17 protein-coding genes are annotated in these 24,543 nt (G+C 63.8%); 11 read left to right on the top strand and 6 right to left on the bottom strand.

Going from position 1 to position 24,543, the window contains the following annotated elements; translation table 11 throughout:
* The first annotated feature begins 311 nt into the window (after positions 1 to 311).
* The 3 genes from GNK13_RS08870 (at position 312) to GNK13_RS08860 (ending at position 6,115) form a co-directional block, all read left to right on the top strand.
* Positions 312 to 2,834, top strand: a complete 2,523-nt coding sequence (locus GNK13_RS08870) for a DUF1592 domain-containing protein (protein WP_164102155.1) — start codon at positions 312 to 314, stop codon at positions 2,832 to 2,834.
* Positions 2,835 to 2,848: 14 nt separating this feature from the next.
* A complete protein-coding gene (locus GNK13_RS08865) occupies positions 2,849 to 4,147 on the top strand; it encodes a DUF1552 domain-containing protein (RefSeq protein ID WP_235934984.1) in 1,299 nt (432 codons plus the stop codon).
* A 507-nt stretch (positions 4,148 to 4,654) separates the two neighbouring features.
* Positions 4,655 to 6,115 carry an alkaline phosphatase D family protein gene (locus tag GNK13_RS08860; RefSeq protein WP_235934982.1) on the top strand — a complete coding sequence of 487 codons (1,461 nt, stop codon included), beginning with the start codon at positions 4,655 to 4,657 and terminating at the stop codon, positions 6,113 to 6,115.
* 15 nt (positions 6,116 to 6,130) lie between these two features.
* On the opposite strand, the gene GNK13_RS08855 is transcribed toward GNK13_RS08860, so the two are convergent.
* Together GNK13_RS08855 and GNK13_RS08850 are read right to left on the bottom strand one after the other, a co-directional pair.
* The gene (locus GNK13_RS08855) at positions 6,131 to 6,313 is read right to left on the bottom strand and encodes a hypothetical protein (RefSeq protein ID WP_164102154.1); all 183 of its coding nucleotides are present in this window, start codon (positions 6,311 to 6,313) and stop codon (positions 6,131 to 6,133) included.
* 284 nt (positions 6,314 to 6,597) lie between these two features.
* Positions 6,598 to 7,575, bottom strand: coding sequence for a DUF1559 domain-containing protein (locus GNK13_RS08850; RefSeq protein WP_164102153.1), 978 nt, complete (start codon positions 7,573 to 7,575; stop codon positions 6,598 to 6,600).
* A 374-nt stretch (positions 7,576 to 7,949) separates the two neighbouring features.
* Between GNK13_RS08850 and GNK13_RS08845 the strand changes: the two genes are divergently transcribed.
* The 4 genes from GNK13_RS08845 (at position 7,950) to GNK13_RS08830 (ending at position 12,276) form a co-directional block, all read left to right on the top strand.
* A complete protein-coding gene (locus GNK13_RS08845) occupies positions 7,950 to 9,098 on the top strand; it encodes a DUF1559 domain-containing protein (protein WP_164102332.1) in 1,149 nt (382 codons plus the stop codon).
* A 195-nt stretch (positions 9,099 to 9,293) separates the two neighbouring features.
* Positions 9,294 to 9,635: a hypothetical protein gene (locus tag GNK13_RS08840; protein ID WP_164102152.1), complete on the top strand. Its 342-nt coding sequence runs from the start codon at positions 9,294 to 9,296 to the stop codon at positions 9,633 to 9,635.
* 42 nt (positions 9,636 to 9,677) lie between these two features.
* Positions 9,678 to 10,916, top strand: coding sequence for a heparan-alpha-glucosaminide N-acetyltransferase domain-containing protein (locus GNK13_RS08835; RefSeq protein ID WP_164102151.1), 1,239 nt, complete (start codon positions 9,678 to 9,680; stop codon positions 10,914 to 10,916).
* Positions 10,917 to 11,025: 109 nt separating this feature from the next.
* The gene (locus GNK13_RS08830) at positions 11,026 to 12,276 is read left to right on the top strand and encodes a heparan-alpha-glucosaminide N-acetyltransferase domain-containing protein (RefSeq protein WP_203328995.1); all 1,251 of its coding nucleotides are present in this window, start codon (positions 11,026 to 11,028) and stop codon (positions 12,274 to 12,276) included.
* Here the strand turns inward: GNK13_RS08830 and GNK13_RS08825 are convergent.
* Positions 12,266 to 13,387, bottom strand: a complete 1,122-nt coding sequence (locus GNK13_RS08825; RefSeq protein ID WP_164102149.1) for an ATP-binding cassette domain-containing protein — start codon at positions 13,385 to 13,387, stop codon at positions 12,266 to 12,268. The genes GNK13_RS08830 and GNK13_RS08825 overlap by 11 nt on opposite strands.
* A gap of 437 nt (positions 13,388 to 13,824) precedes the next feature.
* Here GNK13_RS08825 and GNK13_RS08820 point away from each other — a divergent pair, with 437 nt between their 5' ends.
* Genes GNK13_RS08820 through GNK13_RS08810 form a run of 3 tightly spaced genes read left to right on the top strand, consistent with a single transcriptional unit; the run spans position 13,825 to position 17,386 of the window.
* On the top strand, positions 13,825 to 15,024 hold the full coding sequence (locus GNK13_RS08820; RefSeq protein ID WP_164102148.1) for an HlyD family efflux transporter periplasmic adaptor subunit: 1,200 nt from the start codon (positions 13,825 to 13,827) through the stop codon (positions 15,022 to 15,024).
* A gap of 2 nt (positions 15,025 to 15,026) precedes the next feature.
* Positions 15,027 to 16,196 carry an FtsX-like permease family protein gene (locus GNK13_RS08815; protein WP_164102331.1) on the top strand — a complete coding sequence of 390 codons (1,170 nt, stop codon included), beginning with the start codon at positions 15,027 to 15,029 and terminating at the stop codon, positions 16,194 to 16,196.
* Between the two features lie 26 nt (positions 16,197 to 16,222).
* On the top strand, positions 16,223 to 17,386 hold the full coding sequence (locus GNK13_RS08810) for an FtsX-like permease family protein (protein WP_164102147.1): 1,164 nt from the start codon (positions 16,223 to 16,225) through the stop codon (positions 17,384 to 17,386).
* Positions 17,387 to 17,629: 243 nt separating this feature from the next.
* Here GNK13_RS08810 and GNK13_RS08805 read toward each other — a convergent pair whose 3' ends face one another.
* Positions 17,630 to 18,799, bottom strand: a complete 1,170-nt coding sequence (locus GNK13_RS08805; RefSeq protein ID WP_164102146.1) for a hypothetical protein — start codon at positions 18,797 to 18,799, stop codon at positions 17,630 to 17,632.
* A gap of 494 nt (positions 18,800 to 19,293) precedes the next feature.
* Positions 19,294 to 21,054 carry an amidophosphoribosyltransferase gene (locus GNK13_RS21700; protein ID WP_164102145.1) on the bottom strand — a complete coding sequence of 587 codons (1,761 nt, stop codon included), beginning with the start codon at positions 21,052 to 21,054 and terminating at the stop codon, positions 19,294 to 19,296.
* Positions 21,055 to 21,374: 320 nt separating this feature from the next.
* Between GNK13_RS21700 and proB the strand changes: the two genes are divergently transcribed.
* Positions 21,375 to 22,529: a glutamate 5-kinase gene (proB, locus tag GNK13_RS08795; protein WP_164102144.1), complete on the top strand. Its 1,155-nt coding sequence runs from the start codon at positions 21,375 to 21,377 to the stop codon at positions 22,527 to 22,529.
* Here the strand turns inward: proB and GNK13_RS08790 are convergent.
* Positions 22,501 to 24,294: an SLC13 family permease gene (locus GNK13_RS08790; RefSeq protein ID WP_235934980.1), complete on the bottom strand. Its 1,794-nt coding sequence runs from the start codon at positions 24,292 to 24,294 to the stop codon at positions 22,501 to 22,503. The genes proB and GNK13_RS08790 overlap by 29 nt on opposite strands.
* Positions 24,295 to 24,543 lie beyond the last annotated feature (249 nt).

Here is a 24,543-nt window from a genome sequence, read left to right as displayed (position 1 = left end):
TCAAGGTCCGTTTTTTCAGGCGCCCTCTCCGCGCATCCATTCGTGCGATTCGTGTCATTCGTGGTTGTTTCCCTGCCAGTTCCGTATGCCGATTCCATCGGAGTCAGCAGATCTCAGCTGGGAAATTCCGGAACCGCGGTTACATGAAAAATTTCGCCTGATCGGCTCTCTCGGTGTAGAATTCGCGAACCGTTTTGGGGCTGCGGGGGTTTCAGATTGGGACGGCGGGATGGCTCCGCCTCTCGCCGCTTCGCTCAAGACGCTCCCGCCTTTCGCTGAATTTCTTCCCGGCGTACCGATCCCCCCTGCGTATGAACTCTCCCCTCTCGCGGCTCCACCGGTTGCGGGTCGCCCCGTCCCGCAGCTCGGCCGTCATCTTCGCTCTCAGCTTGCTCGCGATCACGGGCTCCCCCGCTAGCGGTCAGAATCCGCCCCAAGCGACTCTCGATTTCCTCGCCGCCGCGTGCCTCGACTGCCATTCGGGGAGCGGAGCCGAGGGGGGACTCGACCTCGAGTCGCTCGGCGCCGATTTGAGTGACGTCGCGGCGGCCGCCCGCTGGGTGCGGATCCACGATCGCGTCCGCAGCGGCGAAATGCCACCGCCCGATGAGTCCGATCAGTCCGATGAGTCCGCCAATCGTTCCGCCGCTCAAGACGAAGCCGCACTGGATGCGGAGACGCAAACGTTTCTCCGCGTCACGGGCGACTGGATCCGCGCTGCCCAGCAGGCCGAGCACGAACAGCTCGGTCGCGTCCGCGGCCGGCGGCTGACCAGTCTGCAGACTGCACGCACGCTTCAGGACCTGCTCGGGATCGACATTCCGCTGGCCAACCGGCTCCCGGAGGATCTGCCCAGCGGAGGCTTTACGACGGTCGCCGAAGGGCAATCGATCTCGCACTTCCACTTGGAACAGTACCTGACGGTCGTCGATGCGGCGCTCGAAGAAGCCTGGCGACGAGCCCTCGAGGGAGACGATCCGTGGACTAAGGAACTCTCCGCCAAACGGTTGTCGCGGACGCGGACGCGAACCCGCGAGCCGGAGTTGATCGACGGGGAAGCGGTGGTCTGGTCGTCGCGGCTGTCGTTCTACGGCCGGATCCCGGCGACCCAGGCCCGCGAACCGGGCTGGTATCGCTTTACGATCCGCGCGCGCTCGCTCAAGCCGCCGGTGGAAGAAGAACAGGAACGGGGCGTGTGGTGCACCGTGCAGAGCGGCCCCTGCGTCTCGAGCGCTCCGCTGATGCAGCCGATCGGCATCTTCGAGGCCCGTCGGGAGACGAACTCGTGGGTCTACGAGACGTGGCTCCCCAAGGGACACATGCTGGAGGTTCGCCCCGGCGACAGCACGCTCAAGATGGCTCGCTTCCAGGGAGGCCAAGCGGCCAACGGCGAAGGGGGCGCCCAGGACGTTCCGGGGATCGCGATCGAGTCGATTCGGATGGAGCGGATCTACCGCGGTCCGCGCAGCGACGAGATCCGGCGACTCCTGTTCGACGATCTCGAATTGCACACCAAAAACGGGCGGCCACGGCTGATCAGCGAGGATCCCGAGCGCGACGCGCGGCGGTTGCTCCAGCGGTTTGCCAGCCGCGCTTTCCGCCGCCCGGTCAGCGATCGGGAACTGGAACCTTACGTCGCGGCGGCCCAAAACGTGTTGGCCGGCGAGTCACCTGAGCAAGGGCTGCTCGAAGCCCTCCGCGTCGGCTATCGCGCCCTGCTCTGCTCTCCCCGCTTTCTCTATTTCCACGAGGAGCCGGGGCCGCTCGACGATTATGCAATCGCCAGCCGGTTGAGCTACCTGCTCTGGAACCGGATGCCCGACGAGCCGCTGATGGCCGAGGCCGCTGCCGGACGGCTCCGCGATCCGCTCGTTCTCCGCGCCCAGGTCGAGCGGATGCTGGACGACCCGCGGGGCGCCGATTTCATCCGCGACTTTGCCGCCCAGTGGCTCGACCTGAATCAGATCGACGCGACCGTCCCGGACCGCCGCTTGCATCCCGACTTTGACTCCATCGTCCAGCAATCGATGTTGGACGAGACGCATGCCTTTCTCAGCACGATGCTCCGCGAGGACTTGAGCGTCACCCACTTGATCGATTCAAAGTTCACTTATTTGAACAGCCGCCTGGCTCGGTTCTATAAGATTCCCCGGTTTTATGAGATTGCTGCCGAGGGAGAGAATCGCAACGAGGAATGGGAAGCGGAGCATCTGCAGCGCGTCGCGCTGCGGCCGGAGGATCACCGCGGCGGCGTGCTGACCCAGGGAGCGATTCTGAAAGTCACCGCCAACGGCACGACGACTTCGCCAGTGATCCGCGGAGTGTGGGTCGCGGAGCGATTGCTCGGCGAGCATGTTCCGCCGCCCCCGGAGAGCGTCCCGGCGATCGAGCCCGACACCCGCGGAGCGACCACGATTCGCGAGATGCTGGCCAAGCATCTGGCCGACGCGAGCTGCGCCTCATGCCATGTAAAAATGGACCCCCCGGGGATCGCTTTGGAGAACTACGATCCCGCGGGGCGGTGGCGGACGCACTACGGCGATCCTCGCAAAGGCCGCAAGAACCGCGGCCCGGCGATCGATACCAGCTTTACGATGGCCGATGGGCGTCCCTTTGAAGACCTCGCCGGCTTCCGCCGCCTGGTGCTCAGCGATCCGCGTCGCTTGGCTCGCAACGTGACCGAAAAGCTAGTCACCTACGGTACCGGTGCTGCACCTCGATTTGTCGACAACGCGATGATCTCCGAGATCGTCGACGCATCGGCCGAGTCCGATTATGGATTCCGGTCGCTCGTTCACGCTGTCGTTGCCAGCCCGATCTTTTTGTCCAAGTAACAGGAATCGGAAGCGTGAAGAACCGCATCCACTTCAATTTTCGTCGCCGCCTCGACCGTCGCACGGTGCTCCGAGGGACCGGCGTTGCGCTGGGGATTCCGTGGCTGAGCGCAATGCAGGAGTCGTTCGCCGCTCCCACCGCGGAGCACGCTCGGCCGCGGCGGTTCGTCGCCATGACGATGGGGCTCGGTCTGCACGCCGAGAATCTCTACCCCGAAGCGGCCGGGCGAAATTACCAGCCGAGCCGGTACCTCCGCGAGCTCGAGGATCTCCGCGAATCGCTGACCGTCATCTCCGGAACTTCTCACCCGGGCGTCAGCGGCGGGCACCGCGCCGAAGCGAGCCTGCTGACCGCCAATCCCGGCGGAGCCTCGGGGCGATCGAAAAACACGATCTCGCTCGATCAGCTCTTGGCCAAACACCTCGGCGACCGGACGCGATTCCCCTCGCTGGTCGCCAGCATCAACGGCAGCAACAGCCCCTGCTACACCGAGAATGGAGCGATGATTCCGGCGGAAGATTCTCCGTCGCGGATTTTCACCCGCTTGTTCGTCGACGACAGCCCCGCCGAGCGGGCGCGGCAAGCGGAGCGGGTTCGCGAGGGGCGAAGCATCATGGATCTGGTCGGCGAAGACGCCCGCCGGCTGTCTCGGGAACTCGGCTCCGGCGACCGCGATCGGCTGGACAACTACTTCACCAGCGTTCGCGAATTCGAGCAGCGGATGGCCGAGTCGGAGAAATGGGCTCACCTGCCCAAACCCAAAGTCGACGCCCGCCGGCCAGTCGACATCGGCAACGCTAATGATTTCGTCGGTCGCCAGCGGTTGATGAGCGACGTGATCCGTCTGGCCCTGGCGACCGACTCGACGCGGTTCATCACCTTCCACATGGGAGGCAGCGGAGGCGTGCTGCCGATCGAAGGAGTCGAAGAAGGCTACCACGCGCTCAGCCACCACGGCCGTGACGAAGAGAAGCTGGTCCAACTGGCGCTAGTCGAAGCGGCGATCCTCCGCGCCTGGGGCGACTTCCTCCGCTCGCTGCGCGAGACCGATGACGAGGGGGGCAGCCTGCTCGACCACACCGCAGTGCTGCTGACCAGCAACCTCGGCAACGCTTCGAACCACGACAACCGCAACATGCCTGTGCTGCTCGCTGGCGGCGGTTTCCGCCACGGCCAACACCTCGCCTTCGACCGCTCCAAGAACCATCCGCTGCCCAACCTGTACGTCTCGCTGCTGCAGCGGATGGGGCTCGAGCAAGACCGTTTTGCCACCAGCACCGGCACCCTCACCGGGCTGGAAATCATTGCATAAAGGGAGCCCGGCGGCGGGACTGTTTATCAGCCGCCGGGCGCTAGCCCCCGGTTCCCGATCACCTGAGAACCTCTGTCAGAGCACCCTGAGCCGACGGCGCTAGCCGCGGGCCCAATCCGGTCCGCACCGCGGGAAAAGGTCTCGTTGGAGCGCCATCCCGTCCCAAAGTTGGACCATTCGGCAGCGCGACGGAACCCGCGGCTAGCGCCGTCGGCTCAAGTCCTAAAGCAAACCGAGCAACAGCATCAGAATCAGCGTTCCGATGATCGAGACGGCGATCGATCCGAGGCAGCCGAGCCGGCTGGAGAAGAAGGCAAACATCCGTCGTTGAACTCCGTGCTGGGAATCTCGATCTGCGAATCTCAGGTGCGGGCGGCGGACCAAGCCCGCGCAATGAATCGTGCCCGCGGACCGGGCTCGCCCAATCGCCTCGGACCGTTCGCAGGTTCAACGCAAACCCTGTGCCCGCCTCACCGTGACCCTCAACTTGTTCCACGAGTGCTCCTCATGCGCATGCTGTTCGCCGCTTCGCTGCTGAGCCTGTTGCTCGCAGCTCCTCTCTCCGCCCGTGCCGCGATTCATTTGGCTCAAGGGACGATGAGCGGCGAAGTGACCGCATCGTCGGTGCTGCTGCAAACGCGGCTGACCGCCAGCGACCGCTTGGATGCGTCCGGCGATCTGCCGGGTGCCCCCGGCGTGGCCTGCTTTGAGTGGAGCACGAGCGGCGAGTTTGCGGACGCCCAGCGGACTCCCTGGAGCCGAGCGACAGCCGAGTCCGACTTCATCGTCCGGGCCGCGCTCCGCGATCTCCGCCCCGGCACGACCTACTACTACCGAGCCATCTACGGCGGGGATGCGGAGCACGCCGAGCCGGGACCCGTGTGCGAGTTCCGCACCCTGCCGGTAAGCGATTCCCACGCAGCGGTCTCCTTCGTGATGGGCAGCTGCATGAATTACACCTCGTTCATGCTGGGAAAAAAATCCAGAGCGAGCGGCCCGATCACGGCGACCGAAGAAGATCGACAGCTCGGTTACCCAGCGTTCGCGGCAATCGATGCCCTCGCTCCCCATTTCTTTATCGGAACCGGCGACATCGTCTACTACGACCACCTCAATCCGGCCCCGGCTCAAACACTCGAAGAGCTACGGAAGTGCTGGCACGAGCAGTTTCGCTTCCCGCGGATGATCGACCTCTTTCGCCACACCCCGGCCTACTGGTCTAAAGACGACCACGATTTCCGTTTTAATGATTCCGACTTGGTGGGCGACAAGCTCCCCTTGCCCGAAACCGGCATCGATCTGTTTCGCGAACAAATGCCGATTCTCGCGGCGGGCGATCGCAGCACCCCCACCTATCGGACACATCGCATCAATCGCGATCTGCAACTTTGGTTCACCGAAGGCCGCGACTATCGCTCACCCAATCGGATGCCCGATGGTCCGGAGAAATCGCTATGGGGAAGCGAACAGCGGGAGTGGCTCAAGCGAACGCTGAAAGAGAGCGACGCCACTTGGAAGATCCTGATCACACCGACTCCAATGGTCGGTCCCGATGACGCATACAAGAAAGACAACCACACCAATCTTGAAGGTTTTCGCCACGAAGCCGAGCAGTTTTTTGCGTGGCTGAAGGAAAACGAGGTCAATAATTTACTCACCTTCTGTGGCGATCGTCACTGGCAATACCACAGCATCCATCCCTCTGGAGTGGAGGAGTTTAGCTGCGGGGCGCTGAATGATGAAAACTCCCGCCGCGGAGTCGCCCCGGGATCGAAGCGGGGCACCGATCCCGATGCCTTGATCGACCAGCCTTATACCTACGACCAACCGACCGGCGGATTCCTGCAGGTCACCAGCGAACCCCAAGGTTCTGCTGAGGGCGCAAACAAGTCGCGGCTGGTGATCGAGTTTCGCGATGACACCGGCCGCGTCTTGCACAGGGTCGTCAAACACCCCTCGCAGAACTGAGTCGTAGAACGCGGCTTACTGCTGGTTCATCTGCTGCATCTCTGCGGACTCGACCTCCGCGTCCTCGGCTGCGATTTCAGCTTGCACCGAATCGGTCAGCTGCGGTGCCGGCTCGAGTTCCGAGCCACAGCCGAGCGTCACGGCTGCGGTCAGGCAGAGAGCCGAGGAGAGGATAAACTCGTGAGCGTAGCGTTTCATGGGTGTTAGGTTTTGGGTGGAAGTTGAGATATGCCAAGTGGCTATAAGCAGCTTGAAAATTGTCACCCTCCCCCCGGGAGGGTCGGGCTCTCAGGCCCGGGGAGGGCCGGCGTAATCCACGCACCAGAGCCGCAATGGATGATGGGTCGTGGAAGGTGATGGCGGCGGTTTGCTGGCTTCGAGCTGGACGCCTGCTCCAGACCGCAATGCCCTCCCCGCTCGTTCCTCGCGACCCTCCCGGGGGGAGGGTGACGTATCAGGACCGAGCGGTGTCAGTGGCTTGACTACAGCGCACTCGTGTCGAGCGGCATGCGGTCTTTGGCCTGGCTGGCCCGGCGGAAGACTTCCACGTCGACCGTATAGCTGATCGAGCGGACCGCACCGTCCGCCATGCAAGCGTTGAAGGCTCCGGCGTGGGACGAGCCGAAGTTCGGGTACCACTTGGTGCCACCAACCGGCGAAGGCGCGTCGTTGTCGAACAGCGGCGGGACGCCGACCAGATTGCCCGAGGAATCCTTGACCGAGCCGAATCGGATCACGCACTGGTCCCAGCCGGCGTTGTTCCAGCGTTCGTTGTCGCCGCCGTCGGTGCCATGCGCGTCGGGGTGGAGCGCCTTTTCACCGAACATGATCGTGTTCGACGAGCCATCGCGGATCTGCTCGATCGTGATCGTCCCGGCATCGGTTTTCATGATCACGCCATCGAGACCATCGGTGTTGTAGATCCCACCGTTGCCCACATAGTCGGTGCGATAGAACTTTCCACTTCCATACGCTTTGGGCGCTCGCCGCGTGGGGCAGTAGTAACCTGGAATGCCCTGCTGGGCAACTATATTTTGCGTTCCCACTGGATCATCCTCATCGCCCAGTTCATAGACGTTGTTTTGCTCCATGAAGGGGAGGATGTGGTAGGCCCAACTCCAACCGTGGCGGCTAAGCGAATTGCAGCAACTATTGAGCGGATCTCCTACATCGCCGTCGCGAGCACCGTTGGGAAGCTGTCCAAACGTGTCTTGGAAGTTGTGAGCGGCTAAGCCGATCTGTTTTAGATTGTTGCTGCACTGCATCCGCCGAGCCGATTCGCGAGCCGCTTGGACGGCCGGCAGCAAGAGCCCGACCAGTACGCCGATGATGGCGATCACCACCAGCAGTTCGACCAGCGTGAAGCCGTGGGGTCGGTTGGCTCTCGGCCGACGCCCACGGTGGCTCGAAGAGCTCGCAAACGCGAAGGAACCGAAAAACGATCGTGACGACGAAGACACTTCAATGATCTCCAGTTGAGAACTGCGGCGGAGGGACCCTTCACCGCCGAGATGAACGCGTCCGCTTCCGTTGGAGGCGGATGCTATCGCGCGCGTATGAGGAGCCAGCAAGAAGTAAATGAAGAGCCGATGAAGTTGAGTCGCGACGAGAATGGTCGCCGCGGTGGGAAGGAATCGACCGGACCTCGGCCGGCCGCGGGGCCCTGCGGATACTTTTTTTCACGATCGCAGGATAAAAAGTTGACTCGGGTCCTCGTCCCCCTACAATAGCGGTCATTGTCCGCCGCCCGCGGGGGCCGGGGGTCTAGACCCCCCTGCGCGATCGCGTGTTCTTCTCTTCGCACCTTCCACGTTCTTTCTTACGGAGGCATGACATGTCCCATGTCAGAAATGCCCGCTCCCCCAAGCGTGGGTTCACGCTCGTTGAATTGTTGGTGGTGATTGCGATCATCGGCGTTCTGGTCGGATTGTTGCTGCCGGCCGTTCAAGCGGCTCGCGAAGCCGCACGCCGGATGCAGTGCACCAACAACATGAAGCAGTTCGGACTTGCGCTGCACAACTTTCACGGCGTGTACAACGCATTTCCGCTGGGCGACGCACCTCGTGCCGCCGGAGATGGATATATGTATGTCCGGTCTCATGCGACGATCGCCCTGCTGCCATACATGGAACAGTCGACCTTGCAGGACGCGCCGAGCGTGACTACAGACTGGTACGAGGCCGCAGCCGATACGGATGTCGATCTGGCTGTGCTCCCGCCCGCGGTTTGCCCCTCCGCGACGAATGGCCCCACAAACCCGGTCGACCTGTGGGGACCGATGGGCGATGAGATTCACAGCCCCAGCGTCGGGGTGCCGGAGTTTGGGGCGATGCACTACGCCTTTTGCAAAGGCATCAACGATTCCTGGGCCGTCGACTGGGATCGCGCCGATCAGAGTGCACCTGGATTTATTCTACCGGACAACGGCCGTCCTCAGCGAGGTTCGAAGAAGGGGTATTTGAACGGCCCCATTCCCGCTTCGGAAAAGGGGATGTTCAATCGCGCTCTCAAGGTACGGATTGCCGAGATCACCGATGGAACAACCAACACCTTCGCAATGGGCGAAGCGGCGGGAGGTACCCAATGGCCGTTGTGCCGAGGCGTGAACTGCACCGATCCGGTCTTCAATGGGCGACGCTTTCCTGCGAACACCGGATGGCTGATCGGCCAGCCCGGTGATGAGGATCAACCGAGCGTGCTCGGCACCAATGCCTTTGGATGTACGATGGAACGGCTCAACAAGTGGCCGGTTACCGACAGCTATATGGCGTTGGGAGGTGACCGCCGTGCGCAGCAACGCGACACGCGGAGCAGCGCCAACGGAGGCCTCAATAGCACTTCCAATTTCCGCAGCCAGCATCCGAGCGGCGGGATGTTCCTGATGGCCGATGGCTCGGTGCACTTCGTCAGCGAAACGATCGATATGACGATCTATCGCAATACATCAACAATCGGTGGCGGCGAGCCTGCTGCCGTGTTCTAAGCGTACCGAACCAAGACCTCGACTCCCCTGTGCGAGCGCCAGTATGCGGACTGGCGAGTGCCCGCGATAGGGTTTGCCGGTCGGTCCGGGAATGCATGGACCGCTCGGCACCAGGCCATCGCGGCCGCGATATTGCCGCCGCGATATTGCCGCCGCGATATCGCTGGCGATCCTACGACCACTGGAGACCTCTCGATGATGCGAAGCGTTCTTTGGGCCTGCATGTGGGCTGTATTTATGGTATTGCCAGGTTGCGGTGGCGATCCGGTACCGACAGCGACCGAACCGCAAGCGCCCGGCCAAATGGCGAAGACCGACGAACAGAAAATGGATTACCTCATCCAAATGCTGCATCGAGAGAACAGCCTCAAGAAAAATGCTCAAGCGGCGCGAGAGCTCGGTCGCATGGGAGCGATCGCGGCGCCGGCAATCGCCGAACTGCGCAAAGCGATGGAAGGCACTTCCGACGCCCAGGTGCGGTCCGATGCCGAAGCGGCAATCAAGGAGATTGAATCAGCCCTCGCGACCGCACCGTAACGCTCGCTTCGGTTCAACCACGGGTCCACGGAACGCGCATCCATGTCGGCCTCTTTCGATTCCTCTTCGGCGGTCGCAGAAAAGACCGTTGGCGGCACCCGAATCCTGTCGCTTGATCAGTTCCGTGGCTACACGGTTGCCGGCATGTTGCTGGTGAATTTCCTTGCCAGCTTTTCCATCTCGCCAACGGCTCTAAAACACCACCACGATTATTGCAGTTTTGCCGACACGATCATGCCGCAATTTCTGTTTGCGGTTGGATTCGCTTTCCGGCTCACCTTCGGCCGCCGGGTGAAGCGTGACGGTGCGACCGCTGCCAATTTACGAATGGTGAGGCGTCTTTTGGGCCTCATGCTGGTATCGGTGGTGATCTACAATATCTCACCGCCGGCAACCACGTGGGCTGGATTGACGGCGTTGGGGCCGAGTGGGATTCTTCCCGAACTGGTGAAACGGGTCTGGTTCCAAACGCTGATGCATATCGCGGTGACTTCGCTGTGGTTGTTGCCGGTGATCACCGCCAGCGCCAAGGTTCGACTAGCCTGGATGACTGGCAGCGCAGTATTGCATGTTTTGCTTTCCTATGGGTTCAACTACGAATGGGTGAACACCAGTCCCAATGGGATCGATGGGGGACCGTTGGGCTTTTTGGCTTGGTCGGTACCGGCGATGATGGGCACCTTCACGTGCGATGCGATTATGGCCGCCCCCGGAGGAGCATTGCGGATGCGACTTGCGAGTTGGGGACTGTGCCTGATGATGTTGGGCTATTTGATGTCTTGCGGGACGCGGTTCTACGATGTCCCACACCCGTCGTACGCGGCAGCGAGCGATTCGAAGTTAGCCAGCGACCCCGTGCTCCCTTCGTCGCAGCGAGTTCAACTTTGGTTGCAAGCCGGCCACTGGAGTGAGTGGCTGGCCGAGCCGCCTTTTGTCGCACCGCCCAATCAGGAAAGTCGCAAGTGGAACTATTGGATGATGAGTCAGCGGGGCAGCACGCTTTCGTATACGACGTTCTGTGCCGGACTGTCGGTGTTACTGTATCTGCTGTTTTACATCGCTTGCGACCAGTTCCGCTTCCATTCTTCGTTCCTCGCGACGTTTGGCACCAACGCACTGGCCGCGTACGTATTGCATGAGATGGTCGGGATGGCGGTAAAACCGTTCATTCCAAAAGACTCCCCCGGCTGGTACGTCGCATCGGGATTGCTCGTGTTCTTCGTGATTACATGGGCGTTCGTCCGGAGTCTGGAGAAACAAAAAATATTCATTCGGTTGTGACCCGATCGCGGGTTTCTCTTCTCAGGGATGCGGCATGTTACTGTCAACCGCTCGAGCTTCATCGTCGCGATCGCGATGCTCGCTATCGCGAACGTCGCGAGTGGTTTCGATGGATCAATTTCGCGGGTTCGCCGTCACCGGGATGTTCGTTGTGAATTTTCTCGGCGGACTTGCGGTCACGCATCAGGTACTCAAGCACAACAACACGCACTTCAGCTGGGCCGACTCGATCATGCCCGGGTTTCTGTTTGCTTGCGGGTTTTCGTATCGGCTCTCGATCCTGCGGAAAATTCCTGAGCTGGGCCGTCGGGCAACCTGGCTGGGTGTGGTGCGTCGATCGCTCGGTTTGGTGCTGTTGTCCTTGGTGTTATATGGGGCAGGGAACAGCTTCGATTCTTGGCAATCGATTGATGCACTCGCCGTGCAATCGTTCGCCGCTCAGATGCTCAAAGCCGACCTTTGGGAAGTTTTAGCGATCATCGGGGTTGTCCAGCTGCTGCTATTACCGGTGATCGAAGCGTCGCCGCGTCTGCGGCTGGCGATTGCGGTCGGTCTTTCGCTCGGCCACGTGGCTCTATCGGGGTGGTTTAACTATTGGTTCGTGTACGGCCAAGCCAATGCGTTGGATACGTTTCTGGGGACGACCGGCCGCCGCGCTTGGGACGGGGGTTTCTTTGGCACCATCAGCTGGAGCGTCGTGATGCTGGCCGGCACCCTCACCTACGACCTGATGTCGGCTCGAACCGCCCGCCACGCCGCATCGACACTGGTTCTCTGGAGCCTCGTGTTGATGGGAGTCGGTTATGCCGCCTCCTGCCTGACGAGGCTTTATGATGTCCGTGAGGAGAATCCGTTTCCAATCACCGGTAAAACCGACAGCCCCTTTGCCCAGTCTCCGGTGAGTCCTCCGTGGGCGAACGCCGCAGGTCGGCCTTGGAGTTCGCTGTTGTCGGAACCCCCGTTTGTCGAGCCGCCGGGCACTGCGGAGCGGAAACTGAACTATTGGATGATGGATAAGCGGGTGGTCACTCAGAGCTTCGTTTGGTTTTCGACCGGTTTTACTTGCTTGACCTACGCGGTCTTTGTCGTGCTCTGTGACCTGGCATCGATGCGCGTGCGTCTGTTTACGTTGTTTGGACAGAATGCCTTGATCGCATATGCCGTTCATCACCCGGTTGCCGAATTGGTCTTGCAGGTCGTACCTGAGGATTCACCGGTATGGTGGGCGACGATTGGGCTGATCGTCTTTTTTCTGATCACCTGGTTCTGTGTGGTTGCCGTCGTAAAAATGCTCGCGCGTCCTGCGGCGAGCAACTCGAGCAACCCGCAGCCGCCAAGCAGGGCAGCCCTCAGCTATTGAACAACGTGCTGCGGACCTCTTCGTCGATCGTCGCCCGCTCGGCCATCGCCCGGTGGAAGGCTGCTTTGTCGAGCGAAAACAGGACGACGTCGGTGTCGGCCTCGACGTGGGCATTCCGCGGTTGACCGGTCAGTAGCGCCGCTTCGCCAAAAAAGTCGTCGGGGCCGAGCCGCGCGAGCGGGTTTGCTTCGCCCTCACGGCGGACCGTCAGCTGGCCGTTGCGCACGACGTAGAATCGGTCGCCGGGTTCACCCTGGCGGATGATCCGCGTGCCAGCCGGGAAGAGTTCGGCGTGCATCGCTTCGGCCAATTCGGTCAGCGTCCGCACGGTCACGCCGCGAAAGACTTCGCAGCTGGACAGCATTTCGCCGATCCGCGCCGCTTCGCCCACGCGGGCATCGCGGGTGATCCTGCCGAAATCCATCTTCACGATCCGGTCGGCCACATCGAGGATCCGGTTGTCGTGCGTGACGATCACGATCGCCACGCGATGCTCGCGAGCGAGCCGCTGAAACAACGACACCACCTGCCGCCCCGACTCCTCATCGAGCGCCGCGGTCGGCTCGTCGGCGAGCAGCACCTCGGGCTGGTGGACCAGACCGCGGGCGACGGCGATTCGCTGCTTCTGTCCTCCCGAGAGGGAAGACGGTTTGGCATGCACGCGGTCCCCGAGTCCCACCGCTTCGAGCATCTCGCGGCAACGCCGATTTTGAGCTCGCCGCGAGCCGCGATCCGGTTGCAGTTCGAGCGCCATCCGCACGTTTTCGAGCGCCGTCAGGGAGGAAAACAGATTATGGGCCTGAAAAATAAATCCAATCCGGCGGCGAAGTTGCACTAGGTCGCGGTCGCTCGCCTGGTGCAGCGGACAATCGAGCACCGTCAGCTTCCCTTCCTGGACGCGACGGAGCGTGCCGACGAGTGTCAGGAGCGTCGTTTTCCCCGAGCCGCTCTGCCCGGTCATGATCACGATTTCGCCCGGGCGGACCGCCAGGCGATTGTCGAACAAAACTTGCTTGCGAGCCTCTCCCGTGCCGTAATGATGCGACACCTCGTCGACCGCGATAGCCGGAGCAAGATGGGCGAAAGCCGGATCGTATTGAGTGGCGAGCATCAAGGAAGAAGCCGATCGAGTGGTAAGCCAGCAACGTTAATCTACATCGCGATACAATCCGCCGCATGAGTACCCGTCCCTCGCCATTCGCCGGCTTCGGTTCATCACCCTCCCGTAAGGAGGGCGTACGCCTTTCCGGTCCCCTCTCCCCCAAATGGCTCGCGCGGGAAAGCTCCACTGGAATCCGAGACTCGACCGCGAGCCGTTTGGGGGAGAGGGTTAGGGTGAGGGGGCTTGGCACTCAGCGGACGGCAACCGGTGAGCCGGCCGCTATTGAAGACCCCCTCACCCCGTCCCTCTCCCCCAGAGAGCCGGCGATATCGTCGGTAGGTGTCTCTGCGTTTTTGGGACGCCGGCTCTCCGGGGGAGAGGGGGCAAGAAAACGCCTGACTCAGCCCCTCCTCCCCTGCCTCGCGTTACTCCTGGCTTCACTTCCGTTGGCCGGCTGCGATCGCGAGCGCCCGGCAGCCGCCGTGGAGGAGCCGCAGCGGCTACCGGTGATCGCGGCCCTCGACGCTCCGCCCGGTGAAGCGATCTTGGCGCAGGGCCAGCTCGAACCAGCCGGGGGAGTGCTTGCAATCGTCGCACCGCCAGGAGATCGGATCGAAGCGATCACGGTCGCTGCGGGCGATGCGGTCCGCGAGGGAATGGTCGTCGTTCGCCTGGCCGGTCGCGCCGCTCGCGAGGCGGAATTGGCGGTCGCCGAGGCGCGGCTGGCCGAGGCGCGGCAAACGGTCGAAGCGGAAACGGCAACCGCTCAGGCCCGGTTGCAGGTCGCTCAGGTGGGAGTCACGCAAAACCAGAACCAGCTCCGCCGGGCCGAAAACTACCTCGCCCAGGCGAGAGCCGAAGGAGGCGAGCTCGAATTGCTGGAGCGGACCGCCCGCTTGGCCGAAGAAAAACTCGCCCAGCTGCGGCAGGCAGCCGCCGAGCCCGCTTCGCGGCGGCTGGTCAGCGAAACCTCGGTTCGCCAACAGGCGCTCGCGGCCGAGGCGGCTCGAGCCGAGCTGGAAGCGGCCGAGCGGGAAGCTGAGGCGGCCGTCGAGTCGGCGGCGCTGGCGCTCGAAGCGGCCGAAAAGGAGCTGCAGGCAAGCCGCTTGGCGATTCAAGCCGCCACGGCCACCGCGCCGCTCGCCTCGCTGCAAAAGCAGATCGAGTTGCTCCAATTGCAAGTCGCAAACAGCGATCTGATCAGCCCGATCGACGGCGTCGTGCTGGCCGTCGACGCCTCGTCGGGCGCAGCGACCAGCGGGGCGGCCGTGCTCCGCGTCGCCGACACCTCGCGGATGGTCTGCCGAGCCGAAGTTCCGATCGCCGAGCTGACGCGGGTCGCGCTCGGAGCCGAAGCGAAGATGGACGGGGGCGGCTTGCCCCAACCGCTCAGCGGCCGCGTCGCCTCGATCAGCCGCGTGATCGGCGCCCCACGTCTGCCGAGCCCCAATCCGATGGCCCAGGTCGATTGGCGGGCGGTCGACGTCGTGATCGAGATCGATCCGGCCGACGCCGAGGCCGCCGCCCGCGTCGTGCATGCCCGCGTCGACGTCGCGATTCGGGCAGTCGACGCGGGGCCAGCCGACGCGGGGGCAGTCGAGGCGGGGGCAGTCGAGGCGGGGGCGAGCGGGGCAGACGGGCGGTGAGCATGCGCCGGACTCCGCTCGCGATCCGCAACCTGACCCACCAGGCCTCCCGCTCGCTCGTCTCGATCGGCGGGCTGACGCTGGCGATCACGTTGATGTTCATGCAGCTCGGTTTTTTGGGAGCGGTGGGAGACACTGCGACGGTCGTCTACCAGCGGCTGCCGATGGACGTGCTGGTCCGCTCGCCGGACTACCTGCACCTGTTCGAGCCCGACTCGATCGACGAGGGGGCGGTCTATGCGCTGGCCGCGATGCCGGAGGTCGCCGAGGTCCGCGCGCTCGATGCGGTCCTCGCTCCTTGGCAAAATCCGGAAACGTTTGAGACGCGGGCGATCGCCGCGATCGGCCTCGACCCGCCCCGCCCCGGCGTGGTCTTGCCGGAGCTGAGCGAGAAGCTCCGGCGGCTCTCGAGTCCCGAATTCGTGCTCGTCGACCGCGCCAGCCGCGAGGAGTTCGGGCCGGCGAGCGGGGTGCGGTTTGGCGTCGACGATGTGGGGCGAACGGCGGAAGTGAGTGGTCGCCGCGTGCGGATCGTGGGAACCTTTGAGATGGGCACCGGGCTGGCGGCAGCCGGAGCGATGGTGCTCAACCGCGAAGGCTTTCGCCGCATTTCGCCGCTGCCGCACGAAGACCGCGCCTCGCTGCTGCTGGTCCGCCTGCAGCCGGGGATCGATGCGGACCGCGGACGCGACGCGGTTGCCGAGGCGCTCGCCCGCAGCGACTACCGAGGGCTGGAGGTTTTGACCGCCAGCGAGGCGATGTGGCTCGAGCGGATGCGGTGGTACACCGAGACCCCGATCGGTTTGATCTTTGCGATGGGAGTGGGTTTGGCGGTCGTCGTCGGTGGCGTGATCTGCTACATGGTCCTCTCGGCCGACGTGCTGGCGAAGCTGCCCGAGTACGCGACGCTCAAAGCGATCGGTTACTCCAATGCCTTTCTCAACCGCACGCTGCTCTGGCAATCGCTCCTGATGGCCGCCGCGGCCTTTCTTCCCGCTTTGGGAATCTCGCTCGGGCTCTACTCTTTGACGAGCGAACTGGCCGCGGTGCCGATTCGGATGACGCCCGAGCGGATCGTGCTGGTCGCCGCGATGAGCGTGGCGATGTGCATGGCGGCGGGTCTGATCGCGCTGCGGAAGTTGTCGCGGGCCGAACCGGCCAGCTTGTTTTAAAATCGTTCCGCTGGTGAGATCTTGCGATGCGGACGGCGTTGGCTTGGAAAAATCTGACGGGCGAATGGCGGCGGTTGCTGACCGGCACCGCGGGCGTGTGCTTTGCCGCGGTCTTGATGTTCATGCAAAACGGATTTCGCAACGCGCTGCTCGACAGCCCTGTCCAGCTGGTCGAAGCGGTCCGCGGCGACTTGGTCGCGACCAGCGTGATCCGCTATGCGATGACCGCCGAGCAGCGGTTCCCCCGCGATCTGCTGAGCCGAGCCGGCAGCGACCCGGACGTCGCTTGGGTCGCCCCGGTGATGATCGAGCGAGCGAGTGCCCGGATCCGGGTTGAGGATCAGCCTCGGCGTTCGATTCGCGTGATCGCCGCGCCGCTCGAGGAGCACCTTTTTGACGACGCCGAGATCCGGCGGCAGCTGCCCGCCCTGCGTCCCCTCGGCAACGCGCTGGTCGACCGTCAGAGCAAGCGGCAGTATGGGTTCGCGCGGCGGGATCCCGAGCGACTTGCCGCTCAGCGGATCGAGCTGCTCGACCGCCGCGTGCGGGTGGTGGGGACGTTTGAGATCGGCACCGACTTTGCCAACGACGGCAATCTGCTGCTCAGCCCCGAGAGTCTGGCGCACTACTTCCCTTTCCGTGGCAACGGCGATCCGCTCTCGGTCGTCGATTTTGGCCTGATCCGGTTGCGGCCGGGAGCCGATCCCGAAGTCGTCGCCGCCCGGCTCTCGGCGCTAGCGCCGCAGCAGTGGCGAGTGGTTCCCCGCTCCGAAATCGTCGCCCGCGAGATCGCTTTTTGGGACGCTCAGACGCCGATCGGGATGATCTTTTTCATCGGCACGGTGATGGGTTTCGCCGTCGGTGTGATCATCTGTTATCAGATCCTCTACACCAACATCCACGACTCGCTTCCGGAACTCGCGACACTCAAGGCGATGGGTTACGCGAATGGTTTTTTCATGGGCGTCGTGGTCCGCCAGTCGATCTATCTGTCGGTGCTGGGGTTCGTCCCGGCGCTGCTGGTCAGCTGGGGTCTCTTTCAGCTCCTCCAGGAGCTGGCCGGGTTGCCGATGCTGATGACGCCGGAGCGCGTCGCGGTAGTATTCCTGCTGACCCTGGCGATGTGCGTGGTCAGCGGTCTGCTCGCCCTGCGAAAGCTCGTCCGCGCCGACCCGGCAAATTTGTTTTGAGGCATTCGACACCCTCCCGGGGGGAGGGTCGCGAGGAACGAGCGGGGAGGGCGAGCCGCGAGGTAAAGATCGAAGCGAGGCGGAATTCAGCGGACCCACCCCGGGCCTGAGAGCCCGACCCTCCCGGGGGGAGGGTGATGGGGGGAGCGGTTTGCTTCATCAGCCGCCGGGCGCTAGCCCGGATTATTCATCAGCCGCCGGGCGCTAGCCCCCGGTTTCCGAAAACGCGGTGAGAACCGGACGCTAGCGCGTGGCGGCTGATGAAGCGGCGGATGACGCGGCGATGCCTTGCACTTTCCGCAGTTGGACCCGGGCTTCGGCGATGGCGAGCTGTTTTTCGACGAGCTCTCCCCGCCGCTCCAGGACTTTCAGCTCGGCGGTCGTCTCGCTCCCAGGCGGTTGTTGATCGAGCTCGGTCGCTCGAGCGGCTCGGCTGGCTGCTTCTTGGGCCAGCGCCAAACGGCGGCGGGCGACATCGGCCCGGGCGGTGGCCGCTTCGATCTCGAGCACCGCATCGCGGACCTCAAAGCGAATCTGTTCGCGGCGCCGCTCGACCAGCTCGCGACACTGCGTGCGGCGACACGCAAGATCGGCTGGCGAAGGCCGTGGAGCGTGCAGCACCGCGAGCAGCCGGCCGCCACTCGGTGCGGCTGCGAGGGCCAGTCCCACGCCTGGGCTGAGGGTTCCCAGCAACTCGCGAGCGGCCGGCAACGATTCGGCGGTCGTGCAGCGGCACAGCGTTTCGAGCGCCTCGAGGTCGCTGCGGTTGGCCAGGGCCACGGCGATCTCGCGCTCCACGTCCCACGGCGAGGTCTCGTCGGCCGCCGGCAGGAAATCGCTGAGCGGGTCGCTGAGCGTCGCGGTTCGGGCGCGGGTCGGGCTCGTGCCGAGAAGCGCCGCCAGCTGATTGCGGAGTCGCTGGCGGGCAAAGTCGGCTTCGAACCAGCGGTCCTCGAGCTCGAGCCGCCGCTCGGCCAGCCCGTCGCGGTCTTCCCCGCGAGCTCCCTCACGAACTCCACTGGGCAGCTCCAACCGCTCGGCCGTCTCGGCCAACTCCTCGAGCGAGTCGAGCAGCGGCGCGGCCTGATCGAGCGTCTGCAGTTGGCGATTGACGGCGACGATTTGCCAGTAAGCGGTCAGCGCTTCGGCTGCTGCATTGTTCCGCTCGTGGGCGGCGAGCGAAGCATAGATCGACTGGACGAGCGCGACTTGGGCACACACCGCCGGATCGTCGCGGTCGATTCCACAGGCGATCGCCCGCCGCTCGGACTCAAACACGCGAGCGGCCGGCGCATGCGCGCTGGCCATCTGCCCCACCTGGTCGGCGCTCCAGTGCTCCGCCACGGTCGCCTCTCCAGCAGTGGAGGGAGACGCAGCGAAGATCGCGAGCAGCAGAGCTGCGGCATGGCTCATGGAGAAACCGCGAAGCGAGTTTGGCGAGGGGGGCCGAAGTGGCGAACGTAACCGGAGCGGCCGGAGAGTCCCCGCCGAACAACCTTCGCACTGCTGCGGCGTTCAGACGACGCGGGCCTTCCGTGGCGCTGTCTGAACGTATCGAACTTTCTGGCGACCCAGTTGAAACGAAGATCGCCAGAATCGGGTTGCGCGGGTTGGGTCCACTCGCCTAGCTCACAGCGAATCGATGCCTGGACCTAGTCAGGTAAACAACCACGAATGACACGAATCAAACGAATGGGTGCGCAGAGGGGGAAGGACCACAGATAGCACGGAGAACGCAGATGAAAGGAAAGTTCAAGCACCAAGAATCGGTGTTATCTGTGCTATCCGCGATTCAGCTCCCCCGCCTTCGTGCTCTTCGTGCTCTTCGTGTCCTTCGTGTCCTTCGTGTCCTTCGTGGTTCCCCCGTCCTCATGGGATCCCGTCTCCTGGGATCCCGTCTCCTGGGACTAAGTCAGCTCATATGCCCGTTCGGTGCTCTGCTGGGTGCGGAGCCCATCGACCTGCAGCTGATACAGCTCCTGGCCGCAGGGGGTTGGGTAGCGGCCGGTGACGCAGGCTTGGCAGAGCCGGTTGGCCGGCAGATCGATCGCCCGCGAGAGGGCCTCGACCGGCAGATACCGCAGCGTGTCGGCTCCCAGATCGTCGGCCAATCGCTGCTGGTCTTCGGCCGTCAATTTTCCGTCGCGGAAGTACTTGGGGGCGATCAGCTGGTCGATGTCGCTCATGTCGATCCCGTAGAAACAGGGAGCGATGATCGGCGGACAGGCGACGCGGACGTGGATTTCCCGAGCCCGTCCCTGCTCGCGGATTCGATCGAGCAGCACGTTCATCGTCGTGCTGCGGACGATCGAGTCTTCGACCAGGATCACGCGGCGTCCCTCGAGGACTTCGCGGAGCGGCGTGTACTTGGTCGACGCTTTCGCCTTCCGCCCGACGCCCCCTTCGATGAAGGTCCGGCCCGCGTAGCGATTGCGGATCAGCCCTTCGCGGCTGGGGATCTTCAGGTAGTAGGCCATCGCGTCGGCGGCCGCTTTACTGGTGTCCGGCACTGGGACGACGATCGTGTCTTCGGGGTCGAGCGGCACGCGGCCGTCGGCCAATTCGGCTCGCGCCAGTTCCTCGCCGAGCCGCGTGCGGCTGAGGTAGACGCTCCGCTGGTCGAGCGTGCTGGCGACGTTGGCGAAGTAGGCCCACTCGAAGAAGCAGTGGGCGCTGCCGTCTTGCTCGGAGCACGTCTTGCGGGCCCCGTTCTCGTTCGCACCCGACTCATTCGCGTCCGACTCGCTCGCTTCGGCTTCCACCGCTTCGGATTCGCCCGCGTCCAGTTCGCCGTTCGCCGCGGCGGCAGCCCCCAGCGAGGCGGCAACTCCGACCGAGGTCGTCGTGACGACGGGGCGGGCGAAGCGGGCCACCCGCACGCCTCCCTCGGGGCGGATGTGGATCAGGTGACCGGGGGCGAGCGAGTGGATTTGCTCGGGTTCGAAGCCGAGGTTCAGCAGCGCCACGCTCTCGCTGGCCGAGGCGAACAGCGGGCCTTCCTGCACGTAGCAGATCGGTTTGATGCCCAGCGGGTCGCGGGCGACGATCATTTCGCCTTGAGCGGTCAGGAGGGCCAACGAGTAGGCGCCATCGAAATCGGCTGTGGCTCGCGAGATCAGCTCGACCCAGTTCGGTTGTTCCTTGAGTTCGCTGAGCAGCCGACCGAGTTCGTGGAGGATGATTTCGGTGTCGGTGTTCCGCGACAGGTGGTGGTCCCCTTCGGCCAGCAACCGTTTGCGGAGAAACGTGTAATTGGCGAGCTGGCCGTTGAAGCAGAACGAGAACCACTTCCGCTTGTGGATGTGTTCGCGTTCGAACGGTTGGGCGTAGGAGCGATCGTCCTTGCCGCAGGTGGCGTAGCGAACGTGTCCGATCGCCGCGTTGCCGGTGTGGGCCTTCATCAGATTTTCTGCTTTGGCCCGATGGTTCAGCCGAAACACTTCGCTGACCGTGCCGACGTCCTTGAGCGTGCGGAGGATCTCGGAGCGATCGGCGTCGTAGGCGGTCATCCCGGCGGCGAGCTGGCCGCGGTTCTGGATGTCCAGCAGCATCCGCGGGAGCAGCCGCGAGATTTGCCCGGGGCCTTGGGACGGACAGAGCGGACTGACCTCATGGCCGAGCAGATGGTAAACGGCGGCAACGCCGCATTCGTGGTGCAGTTGGCTCACGAAACCGAAGGGGGTGAGGGGCGGCGACCTGAGAGAACGGCGCGAATCGGGAGACTCGGTTTAAGTCTACACCTGGCCACGAGTCGGTCGAGGGCAAAGCGGACCGGCCGCGGCAAAGCGGGCGAGGCCGGCAAGGCTGGAAAACGACGGTTTTCCCAGCCGAATGGGGGACTTTCCGCGCATCGTTGGTTCCGCAATCTGTCCGCTTCCCTCATGATGTTACTGATCGGGCTTCACGGCCCGGTGCGCTAAATGAGATTATTGGAGATTGGAAACGACGTGGAGCGTCGTCTTTTTTACGTCCCCGGAGGGAAAGAACTTTGGCGGATCTTCGCAAGCGGGCGATCAACTCGGCACGAGCCGTGGTGGTCAAAGTCGGCACCCAAGTGCTGACCGATAAGGATGGCAAACTGGATCGGCGACGGATCGATATTTTAGCTTCCCAGCTCTGTCTGCTGGCCGAGAGCGGAAGACAAACGGTGCTGGTCAGCAGCGGCGCGGTGGGAGCCGGAGTCGCCAAATTGGGGCTCGCCGAACGCCCCCAGCTACTCTCCAAACTGCAAGCGGTCGCGGCGATCGGACAGGCCGATCTGATTCAGGCGTACGAGCGAGCCTTCGCTCCCTCCAGCCGGCATGCGGCCCAAGTCCTGTTGACCGCCGGCGACTTGCGACGCCGCAGCGGCTACTTGAATGTCCGCAATACGCTTCGCCAGATTCACAACCTGGGAGCGATTGCCGTGGTCAACGAGAACGATTCGGTCGGCGTCGCCGAGTTGCGGACGACGTTTGGGGACAACGATCGCTTGGCGGCCGCCGTCGCCAGCCTGTTCCCCGAGGCGCTGCTGGTGATTCTCTCGGACATCGACGGGCTCTACGACGGCCCCCCCGGAGCCGAAGGGAGCAAGGTGATCGACACCGTCCGCCGCGTCGATAAATCGATCCTCGAGCTGGCGGTCGACAAGGAGAGCGGAGTCAGCCGCGGAGGGATGATCAGCAAACTGCGGGCGGCCCGGTTGGCGACTTCGCACGGACACCACACGATCATCGCCGCCGGCTCGGACGACCACGTGCTGGAAAAAATTCTCCGCGGCAAGAAAGTCGGCACCCTGTTCGTGCCCGGCAAACGCTCGGTCCGCGGCCGCCGCCGCTGGATCGGTTCGACCGCCGAAATCTCCGGCACCCTGTTCGTCGACAAGGGAGCCTGCGAGGCGATCCTCAGCGGCGGGGCGAGCCTGCTGGCGGTCGGGATCCGCAAGGTCAAAGGGAATTTCCCGCGGGGAGCGGTCGTCTCCATCTGCTCGCTCGACGGTGCCGAGATCGCCCGCGGATTGACGCACTACCGCAGCGAAGAGATTCGCTCGATCCGCGGGGTGGCCAGCGAGGACATCGCCAAGATGCTCGGCAACTGCCCCTACGAATCGGTCGTCCACCGCGACAACATGGCGATCAACGAAGCGTCCAGACGACCGGTATGACGATCATCGCGACCAGGAACACGAGCAAGTTCAGCGGGATTCCAAACCGCAGAAAGTCGCTGAACCGGTAGCCTCCGGGTCCAAACACCATCAGGTTGGTCTGATAACCGAAGGGCGTGGAAAACCCGCCCGAAGCGGCGATCATCACGGCGACCGAAAAGGCGATCGGGTTGGCCCCGAGCGACTCGGCCGCTTCCCAGCCGATCGGGAACATCAAAATCGCCGCGGCGTTGTTGGTGATCATCTCGGTGCAGAGCATCGTCGCCAGGTAGACCGCGGCCAGAGCCATCAGCGGATTGGTCCCGGCGACGTTCAGCAGTCCATGGGCGATCGCTTCGGCCGCCCCGCTGCGGTCGAGCGCCGCGCCGATCCCCAAGGCTGCACCGATCACCAGCAGGATCGACCAGTCGACGCTTCGCCGCGCTTCGATCATCGTGCAGCAACGGAAGAGGATCATCGCCAGGGCGGCAGCCAAGGCGGCCGACAGAATGTCGAGCGTGCCGGTTGCCGCCAGCGTGACCATCGCCAGCAGGATTCCCAGACTGATCCAGACCCGCTCCGGCCGCCGGACCGCCGCGTTGTGGATCGTGCTGACCAAAAAGAAGTCGCGGCTTTCACGGCGGTTCTGCATGAACTGCGGCGAGGCTTCCAGGAGCAGCACATCGCCCGGCTCGAGCACCACGTCGCCAATCTTTCCCGCCACCCGCTGATTGCCGCGGGCGACCGCGATCACCGCCGCCCCATAGTGCGTGCGGAAGCGACCGGCGCGAATCGATTTGCCGACCAGCGGGCAGCGGCTCGAAACCACCGCCTCGACCATCTTGCGGCTCCACGCCGGGACGTTCAGCTTGCGGGCCTGGTCGGTCCCGGTGCTCAGCCCCCGCATCTTTTGCAAATCGACCACCGAGTCGAGCATCCCCACGAACAGCAGCAGGTCGCCCGCCATCAGCCGCTCGGTCGGAGCAACCGCCGGCAAACTATCGCCGTCCCGCTGAATCTCCGCCAAGTACAACCCGGGCAGGTGCCGCAGCCCGGCGTCCTCGATCGTCTGCCCGACCAGCGGTCCCCCGGTCACCACGGTCGCCTCCACCGTGTACTGGCGAGGGTCATCGTGCGGGCTGAGCGCCGGTCGACGGTCGGGCAACAGCCGCCGGCTGGCGACGAACATATACACCAGACCGACTAGCGTCGCTGGCAGGCCGACCCAACCGGGACCAAAAAAGCCGAGCGGCACCCCCCCCTGCTCCACGATCTTGCTGTTGACCAACAGATTCGTGCTGGTCCCGATCGTCGTGCACATCCCTCCCAGAATCGCCGCGTAGGAGAGCGGCAGAAAGAACCGGCTGTTGGGCAGCCCGGTGCGTTTGCCCAAATCGGTCACGACCGGAAGCATCGCCGCCACGATCGGCGTGTTGTTCAAAAATGCCGACAGCCCCGCCACCGGAGCGAGCAAGCGGAGCTGGGCGTCGAACAGATTCCGCGGCCGTCTGAGCAGCCAAGAGGTCGCCAGATCCGTGCCGCCGGTCAGCTCCAACCCGGCGACGACCGCGAACAGTAATCCCACGGTCACCAGCGCGGGATTGCCAAAGCCAGCGACCAACTCCCCCAATCCCGGCAGCAACGGCGAGCCGCTCAGGTCGGCGACCACCGCCAGAAGGGCCAAGCTGAACATCGCCAACAAGTCGGTCGAAGCGATCCGCAGGGCCAGTCCCAACAACAAGAACAGGGCGATCGAGAGTGAAAACCAAGCTTCCCAGGGGAGCACGATGCAGTCCGACGGAGTGAAGTAAAGGAAGAGCCGCTTGGCCCCCCGAGCGTATATCAGCTTCGAGCGTATATAAAAATAATCGCTCCACGGCTAGGCACCGTGAGAAAACCCGCAGCCAGCGGCGCTAGCCTAATGCTATCTACTTTGGACCATCAGCCGCCACGCGCTAGCGTCCGGTTATCACGGCGTTTTCGGGAACCGGGGGCTAGCGCCCGGCGGCTGATGAATAATCCGGGCTAGCGTCCG

Source organism: Candidatus Laterigemmans baculatus (assembly GCF_010367455.1).
GTDB classification, from domain to species: domain Bacteria; phylum Planctomycetota; class Planctomycetia; order Pirellulales; family Pirellulaceae; genus Laterigemmans; species Laterigemmans baculatus.
This window is presented reverse-complemented; position numbering and strand designations above follow the sequence as displayed.